Source organism: Thermoanaerobacter thermocopriae JCM 7501, assembly GCF_001310975.1.
Lineage (GTDB): Bacteria > Bacillota > Thermoanaerobacteria > Thermoanaerobacterales > Thermoanaerobacteraceae > Thermoanaerobacter > Thermoanaerobacter thermocopriae.
Genome location: NZ_BAZY01000024.1, coordinates 1 through 17,810, shown reverse-complemented (window position 1 = coordinate 17,810; position 17,810 = coordinate 1). Strand labels below are relative to the sequence as shown.

Genomic DNA, 17,810 nt, shown 5'->3' with positions numbered 1-17,810 from the left:
ATTAAAGGCATAAAAAAAGGCCATCCTAAAGACAGCCTCTTTAATTTAAGCCCTTTATAAAATTTATTAACACCTCAGAGAACTTTTTTGCATCATCAAAATAACAGGTATGTCCCAAATTTTCAAACACAAACAATGTACTGTTTTTAATATTATTTTTTAATATCTCTGCAAATTCATAGGGTGCAATTTCATCCTTCTTCCCCCATACAATCAATGTTTTCACATATATTTCATTTAATTTTTCTTTGTATTTATCTACATTTATACTGTCCACAATTGTCAAACTTTTAAGCAAATTGCCATATTTGAGAGTAAATTTTATAGATATTTCCCCGCTAAAAGAGGGAGCTACAAGATGAAAAGAAGATATATTTAAGTTTTTTACAAATTCTAATAAAACCTCTTCCTTTTCCAAATCACACTCTTCAGAAGAACCATATCCGGGAAGCTCGAGGCATATCACCTTAAACCCTTCATTAGATAAATTTTCAGCTATTCCTGAATTTATCCAATCATAGGCGTTGTACCTTTTTCCGTGTAATAAAATTACCGTCTCCTTACTGTCATCTTTACCCATTTCTAAATAATAGATTTTTCTTCCTTTTATAACTACATACTCACTTTTTATAACCATTTGAATCACCTCTATATAATTAGTGAAAGCTCCGCTCCATCCCTTATCGCTTCTACTGCAGAAGCAACAGTTTTGCAGTCGCCAATGAAATAATATCTGTCCTCATTTTTCAGTTCCTCAAATTCAGTATCAGGTAAATTTCCAACTGCTAAAACTATATCCTCCACTTTGACCACTTTATATGTGTCATTAGAGGTATACATAAGTTTTCCGCCAGATATCTCTTTTATTAAAGCATTTTTGATTATATTCACTTTCAGGTCTTTTAATCTATTTAAAAGCAGTTTTTTAACCATTGGGTATATCCCTTCGCCAACTTCTTCTTTTATCTCTAAAACCGTCACATTTTTCCCTTTTTCAGCAAGGTATTCGGCTGTCTCAAGGCCAGTAAGTCCTCCACCATGACAGTAATTTGCAGGGATTAATGGCAATGATTTTACAGATGGAGGCTTTACAATTGATGAGAGTGTAAGATTTGCAAAACTGCTTGAAGGTTATGGTGCTGATGCTTTAGATATATCGGGAGATGTATCTTCACATCGGAATATCATATTTCTCCTATGGGAATTGAGGACAGGCCTTTGATTGGAGTTGTAAAGAGGATAAAAGAAAATGTGACTATACCTGTCATAGCAGTTGATAAGCTGGGCAGTGTTTACGACTGGGAAAAAATTTTAGAAGATGGTATAGCTGATTTTATAGGGATAGCGCGTGGTTTCATAGGAGACCCTGATTTAGTTGAAAAGTTGATAAAAGGAGAAGAAGAGGATATTAGGTATTGCATTCACTGCAATCAGGCGTGTATTGCATACATTCAAAAAGGGCTTTCTGTTTCTTGTATGATTAATCCAGAGGTAGGAAGAGAAAAGGAATTTGAAGTAAAGACCGATAAACCTTTAAATATAGCTGTAATTGGCGGAGGACCAGCAGGTATGTCTGCAGCCGTATTTGTTGTTTTGTAAAATCTGATGGCTTGTATTTTGGATTGTGCATTGCAAGTTGAATACCAGCTTTTGCACCGTTTTGACGTATGACTTCCGATAATCTTTTAAGGCCTTCTATTTTATCATAGTCATCTATTCCAATTTGATTTATGAAAAATTTTCCTAATTTGTTTACGTAACTCGCACCTACAATGACCAATGAAACACCTTTTGACCTTCTTTTATAATATTCCACTTCTCTTTCGCTTACAAAGCCTTCGTTTGATAAATTTGTAACAGTCGGTAACATAATTAGTCTGTTTTTTAACTTAATCTTTCCTATTTTACCTTCTTTCAATAGCATATTTATCACCTCTTTCGTAATTAATATTGTACCTCTTGTATCATTATAAGTAAAATAGTATAATTTTATAATACCCATAAGTACAAACTTATGAGGTGATAATGTGAACTTACGCCAATTAAAAATTTTTTTTAACTGTCTGCCAAGAAGGAAGTATGTCTAAAGCCGCCAAAAAACTTTGCATGACTCAACCGTCCATAACATAAAATATTTGAAAGAATAAATAAAAAACTCATCAACTTATGCAGGAAAAGTTTTAAAAGAATATGCTAAAAGAATCTCCTCATTAATAGATGAAGCTCTCGAGAAGATGAAGCAGTACTCGAGAGGTTTTTGAAACAATAGAGAATTTTGTTTACAATTTTAATTCTTGACATAGGTTGCCATAAATGTTATAATAATGTTAAATATAAAAATTCTAAGAGGTGAATTCTTATGAAAAAAATTGCTATCTTAATTGAGAATATGTATGAAGAGCCAGAACTACTATATCCATACTATAGGCTCAAAGAAGAGGGATATGAAGTACATTTAATAGGTCCAGAAAAAGACAAAGTATATACAGGAAAACATGGATATCCAATGAAAAGCACCCATGCTTCTAAAGATGTAAAAGCCGAAGATTACGATGCAGTAATAATCCCCGGCGGTTATTCACCTGATCATATGAGAAGATGTAATGACACTATTAATTTCGTCAAAGAAATGGACAAACTGCAAAAAACCATAGCAGCTATTTGCCATGGACCATGGATTATGCTTCCGCCTGCAATTTAAAAGAAAAAAAAGTTACAAGCTTTTTCTCAATAAAAGATGATTTAATAAATGCAGGAGCCCAGTATGTAGATGAAGAAGTAGTTGTAGATGGAAATTTAATAACCTCCAGAACTCCTAACGATTTAGTAGCTTTTGTAAAAGCTATAATTGAAAAGGTTAAATAATTATACTTTTATTGCGAACCCCCTAATAAGTGACGGGGTTCGCAACTTATTATTTCACGATTAAATGTTATGAATCTATATACTTTTCAAGGTAGTAAAGGTCTTTTATTATAATCTTTTTTCCATCTACCTCAATTAAACCTTCTTTTTTTAACTTATTTAGTCCTTTTGTAACTGTTACTCTATCACATCCTATTAAATTGGCAATATTCTCATGGGTTAAAGGAATATCTATTATGTAGCCTTTTTAATCTTCTTACCTTGCTGATAAAATAATCTAATTAGAAAATCGCACAATCTTCCAATTGAATCTTTGAAAATTAAATCGCTCATCTGCATAGTAACAATTCTAAATTTTCTGCTCATGCTATGAGCAATATATTTATACATATCAGGATTTGTTTCCAGAATAGAACTTAATTTATCTTCGAAAATAATAGATACTTCACTATCTTTTATAGCTTGACCTTCAATTAAATCAAATCCTCCTCCTAAATAGGAAAATTCTCCAAATATTTCCCCTGGTTGTAACAAATAAAGAACTTTTATCTTTCCATTTTTATTTGAAATAAACTGTTTTATCAACCCTTTCGTTATTATGGCAATATACGTTTTGCTATCATTAATTACTATAGTTTCATTTTTCAAAAAACTCTTTTTATATCCCTGTATAGCTATATTAAGGAAAAACTTCCTCATCTCTTCCTGCCGTTTTATATCAAACATTTCATTATATACCGAACCTATAGACATCCCCTTTCAGCTCCCATTTCTTTCCTGTTTAAAACAATAAAAACCACACCAACGATTTCACTATTTTTGCAATATTTTTAAAAAAGTCGACCTTAAAATTAATTATACTATTTCCAAACTATTATTTCTATAAATTATTCTCTTTTTACTTTTATAATATTCAGAAAGCATGGAGAATAAAATCCCCATGCTTTTATCAATTATTTTTCGCAATTACTTTTATAGCAATTTCTATAGCTTTCACCATATCCCCCAAAGACATAGAAGGAGTATTAGGTTTATTTAAAACTTGCACTGGCAAATAAGGTATGTGAATAAAACCCGCTTTAATGTTTAAGCTGTTTTTGTGAACATAATTAAGTATTCCATACATCAGATGATTGCACACATACGTACCTGCTGTATTAGAAATTGATGCCGGTATATTCTCTTTTCTTATCTCTTCAACTATCTCTTTTATTGGAATAGTCGCAAAATAAGCGGGAGCTCCTTTAGGGTCAATCGGGGTATCAATTGGTTGTTGCCCTATATTATCTGGAATTCTAGCATCATCGATATTGATGGCTACTCTCTCCACACTTATATCATATCGCCCGCCAGCCTGTCCAATACTCAGAACTGCATCCGGCTTAACTTCCTTTATTTTTTCTATTGCCCTCTCAACAGAAAGATAAAAAGCAGTAGGAACTTGAATCTTAATTATCTCAGCATTTTCTATATTATCTTTCAAGTTTTTTAATACTTCATATGAAGGGTTTATATTTTCCCCTCCAAAAGGATCAAAAGCTGTTACGAGTATTTTCATTTACACATCACCCTTTCATAAAAATATTAAAACGCCCAAAAATACATTAGCACTATGTGAACAATAAGCATGACAATAGCTACGGGAACTTGATATTTTATAACTCCATATTTCTTATCTTCCATTTCCAATATTGCAGTAGGAACAATATTAAAATTCGCTGCCATTGGGGTCATTAAAGTTCCACAATATCCTGCTGTCATACCTAAAGCTGCTACTATCACCGGATTTCCTCCTTGAGCTATTACAAAAGGAATTCCAATACCCGCTGTAATAACTGCAAAAGCTGCAAAAGCATTTCCCATTATCATTGTAAATAAAGCCATTCCTACACAATATGCAATTACTCCCAAAAGTATATTACCCTGAGGAATAATTGTTTTTATCCCACTTGCGATCACATCGCCTACTCCTGCAGCAGTAAAAATAGCTCCTAAAGCAGCAAGCAGTTGTGGTAAAATGTTTACTGGTCCTACCACTTCAAGTAATCTTCTACCATCGTCTGCCATTTCTTTAACTTTCCCTTTTGTAATCACCAATGCTAAAATTGCAGCTACTACAGTTGATATCCAAAAAGCCACAAGTGAACCAAGTTGTTTAGTCCATATTTGAGCAACAATAAACGTAACTATGCCAAGAGCCAAAGCTGGAACAAAAATTAAATTGCCAATTTTTTGTGACATTTGATCTTTAAATTCTGAGCTTGATTCGTCAAATTTTCCAACTTTGACTAATCGAAATGCAGATAGTAAAGTCAATGCAATAACCATGTATCCTATATATATATCAGGTATATAAATGCTTTTATTGCCCCACAATAAGCCTATTCGGCTAAATGCGAAAATTATTCCTAATATTCCCCAAAATAAAGCAGTAGGAATTTTTGAAGGATGGTTTTTTTCTTTTAGTGTAGCATATGCTGAGTAAAAAGATACTATACCCATCATAATGTATAGTATTTCAGTTAAAGCATCCTTAAGCACCCATTATTCCTCCTTCTTATTGTTTTTATCCCTATACTTTTGGTCAAATTTTTTGTCATAATAGAAAAACTGCAAAGTACCAACCACCATTATTATTAACGCAATAGGTATTGACGCTTTTGCAATATCCAAAGCTTCTACGGTATAGTTTAATTCTTTTAATACGCCAACAATTAACAAAACTCCTCCTGCTGCAACAAACACATTCTGTCCAAAGAAATTGCCATAATTCTCTACTGCAGCTTCTAAGCCCTTAATGGTTTCGTGGTCCTCGCTTTTTATTTCCCCATATCTATTTATTGCTGCTCCTTCTGCCATAGGAAGTATCAAAGGCCGTATAAACTGTACATGTCCACCTAGCCTTAAGCCAAACATTGCTGCTAATGTCCTGAGTACTAAATATAATGCAGTTACTTTCCCTACCGTAGCTGCTTGTATTTTCTCTATTACATAAGCAGCCCTTTCGCGTAGGCCATACCTTTCAAGTATTCCAATTACAGGCAATGAAATAATAAATATGGACATATATCTATTTTCCACAAAAGCTTTTCCTAAAATTTCCACAATCTTAGGAAAAGGTACTCCTGACATCATGCCAGTTACAATACCAGCTATTAAAACCACTGCTAAAGTATCGAGTTTCAAAATAAATCCGATAATAATGATTAAAATACCAATTAACTTAATCATAATATCCCCCTTTATAAAGAATTTATTTTTATGAATTGTATCACAATGCATAAAATAAAACTGTTGCCACAGCTACAATTTTATAAACTCTTAGTTATAATTATTTGCAAATTCTGTAAACTTATTTGCCATGAAAAACTTGCATAAATTTTTCTATCTTAAACTATTACAGCAACTTGGAGCAATAAAAAAGCACGTAGGTTAATTTGAGTTTCAGGGCGATCATTTAGAGGCTGGAAAATGCTACCTAAACTATATAAATACCTTAAGGTACAGTGATAAATTTAAAGAAGCTTTTGAAGTGCTTGGAAAAGCTAAGAATAGTTACAAAGATGTCGCTGAACTTTATCACAAGTTTAAAATTCAAGAGATTATTCTTTATTTTAATATCGGTATGTATGAAAAAGTTATTGAACTTTCAGAAAGCATTAATGCTTCTTTACTCAGCATTTAGGTCATATAAAATACTTGAATAAAGAATTTGAGGAGGCCTATAGATTTCTTAAAAAAATGCGAGAAATATTTTGCTGAAGAGAAATTTTACAATGACTTATCTGTTATTTATGAAGACTTATACGCAATTACAGGTGTTAATTACAGGGTAAACGCATTAGCAGTAAAAAATAAATTAGGAAGAAAAAATGTAGTCATATAAACATTAAAATTTCTTTCCGCCGAAAACCTATCACCAATGTTTGTTAATTTTTTATTATATAACTTTACATTTTGTTACCTTAATTGTAAAATAAATGGTAGGAGCACTTTTTAAAATCTGAAAGGAGAACTTTTGATGCTTAATGCCTGTTTATCTTCTAAAGTGCTGAGTACATCTACAAATCTTTCCAGATTATTATAACAAAGTTTTCTAACAATATTCACATACTGTTCTGCAAAAGCGCCATCAAGGCCCTGAGTTGCTTTTAAAATAAGTTCATGTTTGAGTTTTAATTTTTTACTATGGATCTAAATGCTCTACTGAATAGTACACAGGAGCAATAAGCAAAAATACCCATGACAACAAAGGCATAATCCCCTGTGCTATAAATACGTTTTTAATCAAAAGCCCCAAGAAAGTCCCAATAAGTAAAATCACTACAAGGGAAAGTATTATGCCAACTATTAAAAAGCCTGCACTTACTTCACTGGCAAATACTACAGAAATATATGACGATATTATTACCGGTAGTGTAAAAATGATATAAGTAAGAGCAAGTGAAAGAGCTATTTCTTTTATGTTCACAGACATGGTGGAGTTATAATTCAAGTACTCAAATGAAACATCAAATACGCTCCCGTGCTTAGTAAAGCTAACTGGAAGTGAAAATTCTAAAATTAACTCAACTTTTTCTCCATCCGAAAGAATAAAAGTCATTTCTACAGGCATTTTCATTAAAGTTGAAATTTCTTCGGGGGACCCTTCGGCTATAATTTTGCCTTTCACCATTACATAAACTCTATCGCAAAGGGATTTTATTTCGTTCATATCATGACTTGCAATTAAAATACCCCTTCTATTTTCATTTTTAATTGGTATATTCTCTCCCAAATTTGGGTTTTTGAAATTATATCAACCATAGCTGTGGGCTCGTCAAGTATTAGAATTGGAGTTTCTCTCGCAATTGGTATGTTTAGTAATAGCATCCTCATCAAACCAGAAGATAGCATATACCCTGCGTAGCTTTTAAACCCTTCAAGCCCTGATTCTTTCAGCATTTTATCAACTTTTTGAGATAATTCCTCTTTTTTTACCCCTTTAAATTTCAAAGCAACTTCAATTGTTTCTTTAACAGTAAGCGAAGGAAAATACAAAATACTTTGAGGGCAGTATCCAATGTTATCCCTAATGATGCTTGGTCTTCCTAACCCTCCCTTTGAGATTATTTCAATTAATATTGATCTAGATTCAAAGCTAAATTTGAAAAAAGTCCAACTATTACGTTTGCGTTATAAAAATTTCTAAATACTCCTTGCACCTAGTCGGGAACAATAATGGCTCTCCACCCGACAAAATGAAAATAACCGGAGGAGTATTCTCTAACAGTTCATGTAAGCGTTTTTTTTAGCAAAGGATTAGCTTTATCAACCTCCCCACTCCGAAATTTTTTAGACATAGAACTACATAAAAGACACTGTTCGTTACACATTGATGTAACAGATAAGCTTAGGTACAAAGGATACGAGGGTTGTATTCCTTTTTCAATGTAATGTTCTGTTATAATGTCAAATATCTTTCCCCCTCCTGTTAAAAGAGTATTATTGTTTTTATAATATTTTAGATATTCTAGAATTTTGTTCATATTTCTCCTCCTGTCGACTGGTATTTTTTCAGCCCTTGGTAAAGGATAACTTTTAAAACCAAATAATATAATAAGGGAGATGAATAACACCATATACTCTCGTATACATTGCTCTTACCAAGGGCAATCCTTGCAGGAATTGCACTAAATAAGAAAATGGGAATTGCATATATGAGCAAATTGCGAACAATTTTCGGGAAAACCGTGTCAGGTTTTTCTGCAACTGTTAAAAGCTGCAGGACTATCGCTGAAATTGCTTCAGACCTTAAGCCAAAAAGGGTGAAACTGTATACTATGAAAAATAAAAGTCCCATTAAAATAGAAGCACTGAAAATTGAAATGATATAAGCTATTGTTAATTTAATTCCACATATTTTCATACACCATATATTTAGAAATATTAACAAGGGGGTTGAAAGAGCTGCAGGAAAATTTAGGTTTTTTAGTACAATGTATTTTATGAGAGGCTGTGGTTTTAGTAAATCAAAATACCCTGTTAAAACTGATTGTCCAAACTTGGAAACAGCTTCTGCAAAGAAAATTGCATATAAGTTGTTTACTAAAAAGAAGCAGGTTATATAAAAAAGAATTTCTTGTCTATTGTAATCACCAAAAACGTCAATTTTTTGAGTAAGCAGGTAATAGCCTAAAAATGTCGCAGTGTATAAAGATAAGTCTGCCAAAAACCAGCTTACCAAATTTGCTCTATATTGAATTGCTTTTTTAATTGAAAATCTTATAGATTCTATTAACATGTTTTCACGCCCCATGAGAGGTGTATTTTTTAATCCATTTTTCATAAGTAAAAAAACAATGAAACCAAGTATTAACACCCAGACTAGTGAAATAAGCAATCCTTTATTTACTATTTTAATGTCAAAATTAGCATCGCATATAAGCTTTGACGGGATATACGTCATATAAGGGAAGGGAGTCATTAGCATAATTGATTCAATGCCAGGCAAAAGGTCTAAAGGGAAAATGGCACCTGAAAGAAGACCTGTCAGTAAGTTTCTGATGGCAGCTATGCCCCATATTTCTGTCAGCCAAAAAGATAACAATCCTATTATAAAGGAAAATAAAGCATTGAGTAAAAAGCCCAAAATTAACGCTAAAGGTAAGTATAACAGCCGGTTTGCTGGGATTTCAATTTTTGCCCAAATTGAGAGCACAATAATTATTGGCATATATAAAATTGCAAACCTTGCAAGGCTTGAAGATATGTGACTGTATGAAATACTAGTCAGATAACCTACTGGAAGTAAAAGCTTTTGCCCAAATCTGTAAGTTTTTATATCCTTTTCAATGTCATGTTCAGCATGAATTTCTGTAAATAGAAGTATTGCATTAGAAATGACAATGTAAATCATCATTTCTTTCAGAGTGTAATTTATGGGATTTCTTTCAATTAAAGACCTCCAGAGAAAGAAGTTTATTAGGATTGGTACAATTAGGGAACTTAAAAGCTCTCCTATAAGGTAAATTCTATACATTAAGAGTCTTTTTATTGAGTAGTCAAAATATCCCATGAAAACATACAATGTCCTCATTTTTCTGCACCCTTATACAATGATTCTATGATAATATCGAGAGTATCATCGTGAAAATTTATATTTGAAATTTCAGCCTCATTTGACAAAACTCTCATTACATTTATCGTTTCTTCTGGACTAAATCTGATGAAATATTCTTGTTCTTCGCTTGCTTTTTCTACTTTATAATATTTGCTGATTCTTTCAACTGCACAATTGCTTGCGTTAAATCTAACCTTTCTGATGTCGGGAATCATACTTTTCAGTTTCTCAATTGTTCCGTAATATAGCTCTTGACCTTTGTGGAGTATATAGATGTTGTCACATAAATCTTCAATATCAGTTATGTAATGGCTTGTAAGTATTATTGATGCATTGTATTTTCTCTTGTAATTTTTTAGGTAGTTTCTAATTGCCCTTTGGGTGATAAAATCTAATCCAATTGTAGGCTCATCAAGAAAGATAACTACCGGCAGGTGAAGGAATGATAATATTAATTCACCCTTCATCCTCTGTCCTAAAGAAAGGGTTCTGACATGTTTTTGCAGGTCTATTTCTGACAAGCCCAATTCTTCTGCCATTGATTTTGCCCTTGAAATTGCTTCTCTTTTGTCAATAGAGTAAATGGAGGCAAAAAGTTTTACAGAATCAATAATAGTTAAGTCTGGATCTAACTGACCACTCTGTCCCATTATTAATGATACTTTTCTTCTGTAATCTTTGCTTCGTAAAAAAGTGTCTTCTCCCAACACTCTTATAATACCCTCATCTGCTTTAATAATGCCAGATACTAATTTAATAGTAGTAGTTTTCCCTGCACCGTTAAGACCAATTAGTCCAAGTATTTCCCCTTGATTTACAGTAAAAGAAATGCCCTTTACTGCTTCTATGTACTCGTACCTTCGCTTAAAAAAGCTTTTAACTGTATTTACCACGCCATTTTCTTTTATGTACACTTTGTAAGTTTTGCTGACATTTTTAATAATTATCTGGGGATTCATGACCCTCTCCCTTTAAAAAGTTCAATCGAACTATTGTTTTGGATGCTATAAAGTGTAAAATCCTGGTACATTCCCAAAATCCCTTTCCTCTTAGCTTTTTTATCTGCTATATCAAAGATTAAAAGGCCAATCACAAAAAACGGCTGTAATTAAAATAAAAAACAAAGAATACAATATTTTTATCACACAGAAATTAAAAAATTAATAAAATCCTCCTCCAACCCTACAACTTTAATTTCCAATTGCAGAAGAATAATTTTTAAGTCTCAATTCATCACGCTATCTGTCCCACTTGTATTTGGAAAAATGATATACCTTCCTCCGCCAAAACTACTACTTCTAGGTATGTCGTATGTTTCCACTACCTTATTTTCTTGGTCTATTAGCTCTATCCCTTTCTCTGTCCTTCGCAAAAGTCCCATCATTTGCCCATCTTTTAGCGCAAAAACATAGAGTTCTGGAAGCTCGGTGGGCTTCACCATTTGAATACCTACAAATAAAATATCTTCATAGCTCCCCAAAATTTCTATATTAACCGGCATGGCTGATTTCAATGTTTCTGAAGCATATTTCTTCTGATACTCTATGATATTGTTGATTGGCTTAAGTTTTATACTATCAATATCTACTTCTGCAGGAACTGTAAGTATCGTTTTTTACAATCATTATTACATGCGAATCTGGGATCACAATAACACCACCTGCTGCTGCACTTTCCCACGTTGATATTTTCCAATATCCTTTTTGATTAAGCATATAATTTTTTAAACCAGGAACATATGTCCATGCCCAATTATTATTGCTATCTTTCAATCTCTCCCATTTACCCGGATCAATAGGTATACCACCGGCATTTAGCGCTTGAGAAACATAATCTGCGCAATCATTATGACAGAAGCAGTCATAGTATGGCCATTTAGCATTATTCCATTTAGTAATATCCTGTAGTGCAATATTATGGGGACAATAAGTGGTTGCATTTGAAGTCCAGGTATTCGCATAATCTCTTGCTTTGAATCTATCATAATAAGGATATAAAGTTGCTACTGCAAAAGTTCCTTCTTCAATTAATTTACTCTCCATTTCTTTATATCCTACATTTTCATATTCTGCAGGGGATTTTGGAATTAATTCCTCTGCCGGTACAAACGTATTCATTTGTTCTGCATATAACTTTGTCCTATTCTCTTCAATATTATTTCCTCTAAGTTCTGCCTCAAATTTTAATATCATATACGATTCATCAGGAACTCCAATATATCCTTTAAGTTCTGCGTATTTATCATCTAGGACCTTCACTACCCTCTGTGCTTTTTCCTTTGTAAGTACGCCACTATTAGCATTTACTACTTTATTGATTTTATGCTCTTTTTGAAGTTGATCATCATAATCAGACATATTAACCTTTTTTTAACATTCCTTTGATATAAGGTAATTCACTAACTTTTTGTGCTTTCAATACTTTAACAACGCATACTTTAGCAATTCCTTCAATTTTATCTCCTGACTTTTTTAAATCAATAATTTCAACATCTACATTATTTACGTGATAATAATAGCACCAATTATTTACAATCCATTGTTTAATAAAATTTGCTATTTCCCCCTGATATTTGAGGTCATTGTCTCCTGCTTTAATAACACTACTTTTAATTCCAACACCGTAGATAATAATAGCTACCACTAGAAGCCACACAATATGTTTTACCAAGCTTTTTCTTACCATTGACATATTATTCACCCCTCCTTGTTCTCCCTATAATATAGGTTTGCACACAAACTAGTTAATAACATTAACTGCACGCTGGGATGCTACACTGCATCCATACCCAACTAGGAAGAAACTTTACTTTGGTTCTACAATTACTTCTATCATCTCAGTTTCAACCATGTTCTCTACATTAATCTGCTCAGCATCAAAAAAATTTCGAAAAATCTATAAAAACATCTTCACCTCCTCTTTCCAGAGATGTCTTAGATAAGCCCAAAATTTTTGAAGGTCATAAAACCTTATAGCACCTGTTACAGAAAGATTTGGAAAACACTTTAATGAATGTTCTAAAACCGTTTTCATTGATTCTCTAAATTAAATAAATCCCGTCACCTTGATAAAGGCATTAAACTTTTGATTATGACAAGCCTCAAAAAGCAATAAGAACATTTTCTACATTCCTTTATCATCTCACTGGCTTGTGTTAATTCATCTAGGCAAAACAATCGAATGAAGTACTATCTGATCTATTCATCCTCCCATCACTCTCCGCTCTAATATTTTCCTTCCACTTTCATCATATCATTAAATTACTTAAATTCAACCCGATTTGAATCGGGGTTGAATAGCAGAATTTTTCATCAAGAAACAAAATTCCCCACAGGTAAATTGTGGGCACAGGCAATCCCTAACGTTTCGTTGCCTCAAAAACTTTTAAGCACTCAATTGGCTTAAAATAATGTCTTTATATCTACTTGAATTTTCTATTAATTCCTCATGTTTTCCTTCTGCTATTATTTCCCCTTTATCTAGTGTAAATATCAGAAAAACACTCAAACTAACTAAAATTAAAGTTTTTCCTTTTTTCACTTCAATTCACCTCCTCAAAAGCTAAATGTTAAAGTTGTATAGTCAGCCCAACTACTCGGTATCCAACTAGGATCTAATTGGAAAAGAGTCTTTTTTCAGGATGATTTGGCGAGTTGTTAAAAGCAGCAACATAATGATCACCAATATACTCCATGGAGTAATTACTGTTCACTCTTAAATTTTTTATCTTTTATGTAGATTTCCCCTCCCATTTGTCGAATTATTATATATACCGCATGAAAATATTTTTCAAGAAAGAGGAAATCCTAGCTGTCTATAGATTGAGAATTTAATTTATGCCCTTTTTTAGCCCCTTTTTTGTCTTTTCTTTCCCCTTATCACTTTCTTTATGTTTGATTGTCAGTTTTGATTACTATATATTGTATGTCATACATATTTTGGTTTTTGATTATGATTATTTTAATTAATTTTGCACATCCCTATGTTAAAGTACTATGAGGGCATCAAAATAATAAACACCAAAAAATTATTATTTAGGTTGCTTTTTCATCCTCTCCTCCCTTTACATATTTCTTCCTTAATTATATAATGCATAGTAAAAATTTCAAGTCGATTTGAATCGGCATGAGGTGTTAAAAAATAATCAAAACCGTATTACTCTTCTATCTCCACATATCCATCCTTTATTCTGAATATCCTGTCACATCTTTTTGCAATAGCTTCATTATGTGTTACAATCAATAAAGTTTTACCCTTATCTACCAAACTTTCCAAAATGTCTACGATTTTTTCCCCGTTTTCTGCATCTAACGAACCTGTCGGTTCATCTGCAAGTATTACCTCAGGGTCATTTATTATAGCTCTTGCTATTGCCACCCTTTGCCTTTCTCCTCCTGATAAGTTCCTGACCTTTTCGTTTATTTTAACTTCCAAACCCACTTTTTCCAAAACTTCTTCAACCATTTTTCTTTTCTCTGATTTTGTCTTCTTTGTCAAAGAGTACAAAAGAGGTATTTCTATATTTTGAAATACTGTATCTTCTTCTACTAAGAGAAATTCCTGGAATATATAACCAAAAAATTTATTTCTTAGTTTTGCCCTTTCTTTTTCCTTTAAACTTGATGCTCTTTTCCCAGCTAAGTAAACCTCCCCTTCTGTTGCGGGAAGTAATAATCCTATTATATTAAGAAGTGTTGTTTTGCCAGAGCCTGAAGGTCCTACTATAGCAATCTTTTCTCCCTCATTTATTTCTAAGTATACTCCCTTTAAAACCACATTCTTTATCTTTCCACTTATGTATTCTTTTTTTACATTTTCTATTTTTATAAGCATATTTAATTGTCCCTCCTAAAAAATGCTGTCAAATCCTTTTTGTTCAATCTCCCAACAGACAAAATGGATACAAATAATATTGTTATAAAATAAAACGTAAAGACAAACCACCATACCCACTTAGTGCTTGGCAATAAAAGGATATTAGGTATAGCTAAAAACATAGCTAATGGCAAAATGACAACCAAAACCACAAAAATAGTTACGCGCAAATACAAATCTTTTTTAGTAGCCCCGTATATTTGATGAACAACATATTCTGTAAAGTTGCGATCTATCATTATATAAAGGAAAGAAACCAATCCAACTATTATGAATATCCCCATACTTATAAGAAAGCTTGAAAAAAATATAAAATTTATGAAATCCTCATTATAGCCCTTTTCAACTATATTTCTTAAATTCAATTTTTCAGGAATTAAAGTAATTTTTTTGGTCTTATTTGCCATTTCTACAATTTTATCAATCTCGCCTTCCTCCGATTTTGTAATATGAATATTTTGTATTAACTCAAGAAACCCTCCTACTTGGTACAATGTTGCTACTTCTCTTGATGAAGTCAAAACAAGCACTTTGTCGTCTAAACTTCTATATCTGCCTTTATTTATATAACCCTCTCCCTTTTCTAATCTGCCATCAACCTTGTACGTTTGCCTATTAAAAATTCCCAATTTAATTTCATCTCCAATCTCGAGCTTTTTACATCAGACCCTATAAAAATGTATAAGGGTTTTTCTGTATCTTTGTATTTATCAACGCCAAAAATTTTATCAAAATTCCCAACCCCTATAACTATTTTCGCATCGGGATGTTCTTGTGAAAATTCTGTAGTACCTGCATTTTCTATTACGGAGTACGCATTACCACTCCTATCAAAGAAATTTTCAAAAAAATAATATATCTCCTTGTCAATAAAAGGAGGTTCCCAGTTGTTTAAGTAATCTTTAAAAAAGATTATATTGTTATTTTTTATAATCCTCAGTGTTTTGCTGTAATAACTCAGCTGTACAGACTGCTCTAAAATTATAATTGTAAAAAACAAAAAAATTGTCATTTGGAAAATAAATAAAAGAATTTTCCACTTGTTTTTCCTAACATCTTTAAAAGCCAATTTAAATTGCGTAATCATATACTCCATCCTTTCGGTTTAACCTGTAGCCAACAGTTAAAAAAGCCAAAAACCATATTGCATATCCCAATAAGACATTTGCCAATACGACAATTGATAGTGTTTTGATCGAAACATCATAAACAGTACTGGCAAAAAATAGTTTGTAAAAAATTGCAACTAGCACAGAGCTTAAAAATAAGTACTTCAATATTTCTCTTGTATACCTTGCCAAAAGCTTTACATTTGTTGCTCCAAATATTGAATGTATAATCATAACTTTTTTTTGATTATGTAAAAGTATATAATAGAAAAAATACAAATTTACGCACACGAAAATAAAGGCTATAAACACAGGCAAATAAATTTTAGAAAGCAGCATTGAAGAGATAATATTTTTAAGATTGCCCCTGTAAAACCCTTCATCAGTAATGTCATATAAATACCCGTATTTTTGCAGCATTTTTTGAATATCACTAACAATTTGATTTACTTCTTCTTTTGAATTAGAATCAAAATAATAAAAGCCAAAAATATTATTAGCCTTGCTAAAATAGTTGTATATATACTCATGAGTTTTGTCATACAGGGGATGTCTTGAGTCGTATACTCCTAATATGTTTAGTTTTTTGCCTTCTATCATGTCCTCAATATAATTTCTACCTAATCTTTTTACATTGTAATCATAAGAATAAGAATCTTCTTTTATGATTATGTCTTTAACAGACACAGTAGAAAACATGTCCCCTTCTTTTAATAAGTTTGATTTGTAAAAGTTTATTGGATCATATAAACCAAGTCCAACATCCTCTATGTCCCAATATACCATTACGATATTTTTATTTTTAACAATTTTATACATTTCCTCTTTGACTTTATGGGCTATTTCAACGTCTAAGGCCAGTTGAGGGTCAAAAGGAGGAGAAATTTGAAGTTCGACAAAATTTTCACTAAGCCCCAAAGGATTTTTTAAAGTCGTATCTGCTCTGAAATATGTAAACAAAGAAAAAATGATAAATGCTACAGAAAAAATAAAAGTCAGTGTGAAAAGTATAAATTTGTTTTTCATTTTTTAATTCTCCTCTCATTATATGAACTACAACATATACAATGTTGTCTTCTCCGAACCGGAAAGCCCTATAAAAAGCCCCCTTTTAAAACACTCTTATCTGCCAAGTGTAATAAACAAGTGGTTTGTCTTATTTACCAATTTTTATTTCAAAAACTTCCACCATTGGTGTAGATATAGTAAATGGTAAAATTCCGCTACCATATGGTACAGAGTCAAATCCATATTCAAACCGTACTTTTTCAGCAAAGGGATTTAAGGTATCATAAAAAGTAATCTCTTTACTGACGAGTTCCCCATTTAGCGACCAGTCAGTATAACATCTACCAGTATCTTTATCTGTATTAGGAATATAATACCTTATATAGCCTCGTAGTCTACTCCAACCATTATCATTATAAGCAGAGCTCAACTGAATGTAACCAACGTATTTGTATTGATAGTACTCCGTAGACTTAACTAGATTTGGACCTGACTGATATACAATCGTAGTAATTGCCGCATATGCAGAAGTAGTAAAAGTAACTATCAAAAGAATTACAAATAGGCTTGTTATTTTCTTGTTCATCACCATTCATCTCCTTCTGAAATATTATAAAATTCAAGGGGGGCTTTAATGAACTAATGTCGAATTCAAATAAAAGTCTATTACAATATTTCTTATCGCTATCACCTTTTATCCATTTACGAAATAGACTTGTGCAAAATTCAGAAGCCTTCATTTAAGCCACTTTGCAGACATATTTTTTTCCTATCACTCTTGAATTTTTTATCTTTTATGTAGGATTTCCCCTCCCATTTGTCGAATTATTATATATACACTATAAATTTTA

At 32.1% G+C, this 17,810-nt stretch carries 21 protein-coding genes and 5 pseudogenes; 5 read left to right on the top strand and 21 right to left on the bottom strand.

The genetic code is table 11. The features are described 5' to 3' along the window. Window positions 1–40 precede the first annotated feature (40 nt). Window positions 41–637 carry an alpha/beta fold hydrolase gene (locus JCM7501_RS09265; RefSeq protein ID WP_013150199.1) on the bottom strand — a complete coding sequence of 199 codons (597 nt, stop codon included), beginning with the start codon at window positions 635–637 and terminating at the stop codon, window positions 41–43. Between the two features lie 11 nt (window positions 638–648). After that, window positions 649–1,038, bottom strand: a pseudogene (locus JCM7501_RS09260) (FAD-dependent oxidoreductase); the annotation flags it as partial. Here JCM7501_RS09260 and JCM7501_RS09255 point away from each other — a divergent pair. Next, window positions 1,039–1,590 (top strand): annotated as a pseudogene (locus JCM7501_RS09255) (oxidoreductase); the annotation flags it as partial. It lies immediately after the preceding pseudogene. Here the strand turns inward: JCM7501_RS09255 and JCM7501_RS13020 are convergent. Further along, a complete protein-coding gene (locus tag JCM7501_RS13020; RefSeq protein WP_407701865.1) occupies window positions 1,481–1,870 on the bottom strand; it encodes an oxidoreductase in 390 nt (129 codons plus the stop codon). The pseudogene JCM7501_RS09255 and the gene JCM7501_RS13020 sit on opposite strands and share 110 nt — an antisense overlap. Before the next feature lie 209 nt (window positions 1,871–2,079). Between JCM7501_RS13020 and JCM7501_RS15650 the strand changes: the two genes are divergently transcribed. Together JCM7501_RS15650 and JCM7501_RS09250 are read left to right on the top strand one after the other, a co-directional pair. Next, window positions 2,080–2,130, top strand: coding sequence for a hypothetical protein (locus JCM7501_RS15650; protein ID WP_304650802.1), 51 nt, complete (start codon window positions 2,080–2,082; stop codon window positions 2,128–2,130). 229 nt (window positions 2,131–2,359) lie between these two features. Then, window positions 2,360–2,865: pseudogene (locus tag JCM7501_RS09250) on the top strand (type 1 glutamine amidotransferase domain-containing protein). Between the two features lie 67 nt (window positions 2,866–2,932). Here the strand turns inward: JCM7501_RS09250 and JCM7501_RS09245 are convergent. From JCM7501_RS09245 to JCM7501_RS09230, 4 genes and pseudogenes are all read right to left on the bottom strand, one after another. Then, window positions 2,933–3,618 (bottom strand): annotated as a pseudogene (locus tag JCM7501_RS09245) (Crp/Fnr family transcriptional regulator). A gap of 196 nt (window positions 3,619–3,814) precedes the next feature. Beyond that, window positions 3,815–4,423, bottom strand: coding sequence for a pyroglutamyl-peptidase I (gene pcp / locus JCM7501_RS09240; protein ID WP_013150195.1), 609 nt, complete (start codon window positions 4,421–4,423; stop codon window positions 3,815–3,817). A gap of 26 nt (window positions 4,424–4,449) precedes the next feature. Then, complete coding sequence (locus JCM7501_RS09235) at window positions 4,450–5,406, bottom strand: DUF979 domain-containing protein (RefSeq protein WP_028992733.1); 957 nt, start codon at window positions 5,404–5,406, stop codon at window positions 4,450–4,452. A gap of 3 nt (window positions 5,407–5,409) precedes the next feature. Continuing rightward, a complete protein-coding gene (locus JCM7501_RS09230) occupies window positions 5,410–6,096 on the bottom strand; it encodes a DUF969 domain-containing protein (protein ID WP_004405083.1) in 687 nt (228 codons plus the stop codon). A gap of 301 nt (window positions 6,097–6,397) precedes the next feature. Between JCM7501_RS09230 and JCM7501_RS14985 the strand changes: the two genes are divergently transcribed. Next, a complete protein-coding gene (locus JCM7501_RS14985; RefSeq protein WP_245599109.1) occupies window positions 6,398–6,550 on the top strand; it encodes a hypothetical protein in 153 nt (50 codons plus the stop codon). Window positions 6,551–6,577: 27 nt separating this feature from the next. Beyond that, window positions 6,578–6,751, top strand: a complete 174-nt coding sequence (locus JCM7501_RS14980) for a hypothetical protein (protein ID WP_256201345.1) — start codon at window positions 6,578–6,580, stop codon at window positions 6,749–6,751. Window positions 6,752–7,051: 300 nt separating this feature from the next. Here JCM7501_RS14980 and JCM7501_RS14975 read toward each other — a convergent pair whose 3' ends face one another. From JCM7501_RS14975 to JCM7501_RS09160, 14 genes and pseudogenes are all read right to left on the bottom strand, one after another. Further along, window positions 7,052–7,579: a hypothetical protein gene (locus JCM7501_RS14975; RefSeq protein ID WP_232192624.1), complete on the bottom strand. Its 528-nt coding sequence runs from the start codon at window positions 7,577–7,579 to the stop codon at window positions 7,052–7,054. A gap of 14 nt (window positions 7,580–7,593) precedes the next feature. Continuing rightward, window positions 7,594–7,905: an ATP-binding cassette domain-containing protein gene (locus JCM7501_RS14970; RefSeq protein WP_028992731.1), complete on the bottom strand. Its 312-nt coding sequence runs from the start codon at window positions 7,903–7,905 to the stop codon at window positions 7,594–7,596. 484 nt (window positions 7,906–8,389) lie between these two features. Continuing rightward, the gene (locus tag JCM7501_RS15955) at window positions 8,390–9,148 is read right to left on the bottom strand and encodes an ABC transporter permease (protein WP_028992729.1); all 759 of its coding nucleotides are present in this window, start codon (window positions 9,146–9,148) and stop codon (window positions 8,390–8,392) included. 87 nt (window positions 9,149–9,235) lie between these two features. After that, a pseudogene (locus JCM7501_RS15950) lies at window positions 9,236–9,886 on the bottom strand (ABC transporter permease); the annotation flags it as partial. Window positions 9,887–9,939: 53 nt separating this feature from the next. Continuing rightward, window positions 9,940–10,926 (bottom strand): ABC transporter ATP-binding protein, encoded by a 987-nt coding sequence (locus tag JCM7501_RS09195; protein ID WP_028992727.1) that lies wholly within the window; start codon window positions 10,924–10,926, stop codon window positions 9,940–9,942. A 266-nt stretch (window positions 10,927–11,192) separates the two neighbouring features. Further along, the gene (locus JCM7501_RS09190; RefSeq protein ID WP_054644857.1) at window positions 11,193–11,468 is read right to left on the bottom strand and encodes a hypothetical protein; all 276 of its coding nucleotides are present in this window, start codon (window positions 11,466–11,468) and stop codon (window positions 11,193–11,195) included. 76 nt (window positions 11,469–11,544) lie between these two features. Next, window positions 11,545–12,324, bottom strand: a complete 780-nt coding sequence (locus JCM7501_RS09185; protein WP_054644856.1) for an amidase domain-containing protein — start codon at window positions 12,322–12,324, stop codon at window positions 11,545–11,547. 1 nt (window position 12,325) lies between these two features. Then, the gene (locus JCM7501_RS09180; RefSeq protein WP_054644855.1) at window positions 12,326–12,658 is read right to left on the bottom strand and encodes a hypothetical protein; all 333 of its coding nucleotides are present in this window, start codon (window positions 12,656–12,658) and stop codon (window positions 12,326–12,328) included. Window positions 12,659–13,351: 693 nt separating this feature from the next. Next, entirely contained in the window at window positions 13,352–13,507 is a 156-nt protein-coding gene (locus tag JCM7501_RS14960; protein ID WP_154653797.1) for a hypothetical protein, read from the bottom strand. 615 nt (window positions 13,508–14,122) lie between these two features. After that, a complete protein-coding gene (locus JCM7501_RS09175) occupies window positions 14,123–14,800 on the bottom strand; it encodes an ABC transporter ATP-binding protein (RefSeq protein ID WP_013150188.1) in 678 nt (225 codons plus the stop codon). Window positions 14,801–14,802: 2 nt separating this feature from the next. Continuing rightward, window positions 14,803–15,471, bottom strand: coding sequence for a hypothetical protein (locus tag JCM7501_RS14955; RefSeq protein WP_256201343.1), 669 nt, complete (start codon window positions 15,469–15,471; stop codon window positions 14,803–14,805). Further along, complete coding sequence (locus tag JCM7501_RS14950; protein ID WP_256201341.1) at window positions 15,426–15,929, bottom strand: hypothetical protein; 504 nt, start codon at window positions 15,927–15,929, stop codon at window positions 15,426–15,428. Before JCM7501_RS14950 ends, JCM7501_RS14955 begins: the two co-directional genes overlap by 46 nt. Continuing rightward, window positions 15,913–16,977 carry a hypothetical protein gene (locus tag JCM7501_RS09165; RefSeq protein ID WP_028992724.1) on the bottom strand — a complete coding sequence of 355 codons (1,065 nt, stop codon included), beginning with the start codon at window positions 16,975–16,977 and terminating at the stop codon, window positions 15,913–15,915. The genes JCM7501_RS14950 and JCM7501_RS09165 overlap by 17 nt, the downstream gene beginning before the upstream one ends. A gap of 130 nt (window positions 16,978–17,107) precedes the next feature. Continuing rightward, on the bottom strand, window positions 17,108–17,545 hold the full coding sequence (locus JCM7501_RS09160) for a hypothetical protein (RefSeq protein ID WP_028992723.1): 438 nt from the start codon (window positions 17,543–17,545) through the stop codon (window positions 17,108–17,110). Window positions 17,546–17,810: the final 265 nt, after the last annotated feature.

What these genes read in the sequence shown, in the direction of transcription:
- JCM7501_RS15955 (WP_028992729.1), bottom strand. Translation starts at nt 9,148, where the DNA reads ATGTTAATAGAATCTATAAGATTTTCAATTAAAAAAGCAATTCAATAT.
- JCM7501_RS09175 (WP_013150188.1), bottom strand. Translation starts at nt 14,800, where the DNA reads ATGCTTATAAAAATAGAAAATGTAAAAAAAGAATACATAAGTGGAAAG.
- JCM7501_RS13020 (WP_407701865.1), bottom strand. Translation starts at nt 1,870, where the DNA reads ATGTTACCGACTGTTACAAATTTATCAAACGAAGGCTTTGTAAGCGAA.
- JCM7501_RS09195 (WP_028992727.1), bottom strand. Translation starts at nt 10,926, where the DNA reads ATGAATCCCCAGATAATTATTAAAAATGTCAGCAAAACTTACAAAGTG.
- JCM7501_RS09180 (WP_054644855.1), bottom strand. Translation starts at nt 12,658, where the DNA reads ATGTCAATGGTAAGAAAAAGCTTGGTAAAACATATTGTGTGGCTTCTA.
- JCM7501_RS09165 (WP_028992724.1), bottom strand. Translation starts at nt 16,977, where the DNA reads ATGAAAAACAAATTTATACTTTTCACACTGACTTTTATTTTTTCTGTA.
- JCM7501_RS09185 (WP_054644856.1), bottom strand. Translation starts at nt 12,324, where the DNA reads ATGTCTGATTATGATGATCAACTTCAAAAAGAGCATAAAATCAATAAA.
- JCM7501_RS14950 (WP_256201341.1), bottom strand. Translation starts at nt 15,929, where the DNA reads ATGATTACGCAATTTAAATTGGCTTTTAAAGATGTTAGGAAAAACAAG.
- JCM7501_RS09230 (WP_004405083.1), bottom strand. Translation starts at nt 6,096, where the DNA reads ATGATTAAGTTAATTGGTATTTTAATCATTATTATCGGATTTATTTTG.
- JCM7501_RS09190 (WP_054644857.1), bottom strand. Translation starts at nt 11,468, where the DNA reads ATGCCGGTTAATATAGAAATTTTGGGGAGCTATGAAGATATTTTATTT.
- JCM7501_RS14975 (WP_232192624.1), bottom strand. Translation starts at nt 7,579, where the DNA reads ATGAACGAAATAAAATCCCTTTGCGATAGAGTTTATGTAATGGTGAAA.
- JCM7501_RS09265 (WP_013150199.1), bottom strand. Translation starts at nt 637, where the DNA reads ATGGTTATAAAAAGTGAGTATGTAGTTATAAAAGGAAGAAAAATCTAT.
- JCM7501_RS09160 (WP_028992723.1), bottom strand. Translation starts at nt 17,545, where the DNA reads ATGAACAAGAAAATAACAAGCCTATTTGTAATTCTTTTGATAGTTACT.
- pcp (WP_013150195.1), bottom strand. Translation starts at nt 4,423, where the DNA reads ATGAAAATACTCGTAACAGCTTTTGATCCTTTTGGAGGGGAAAATATA.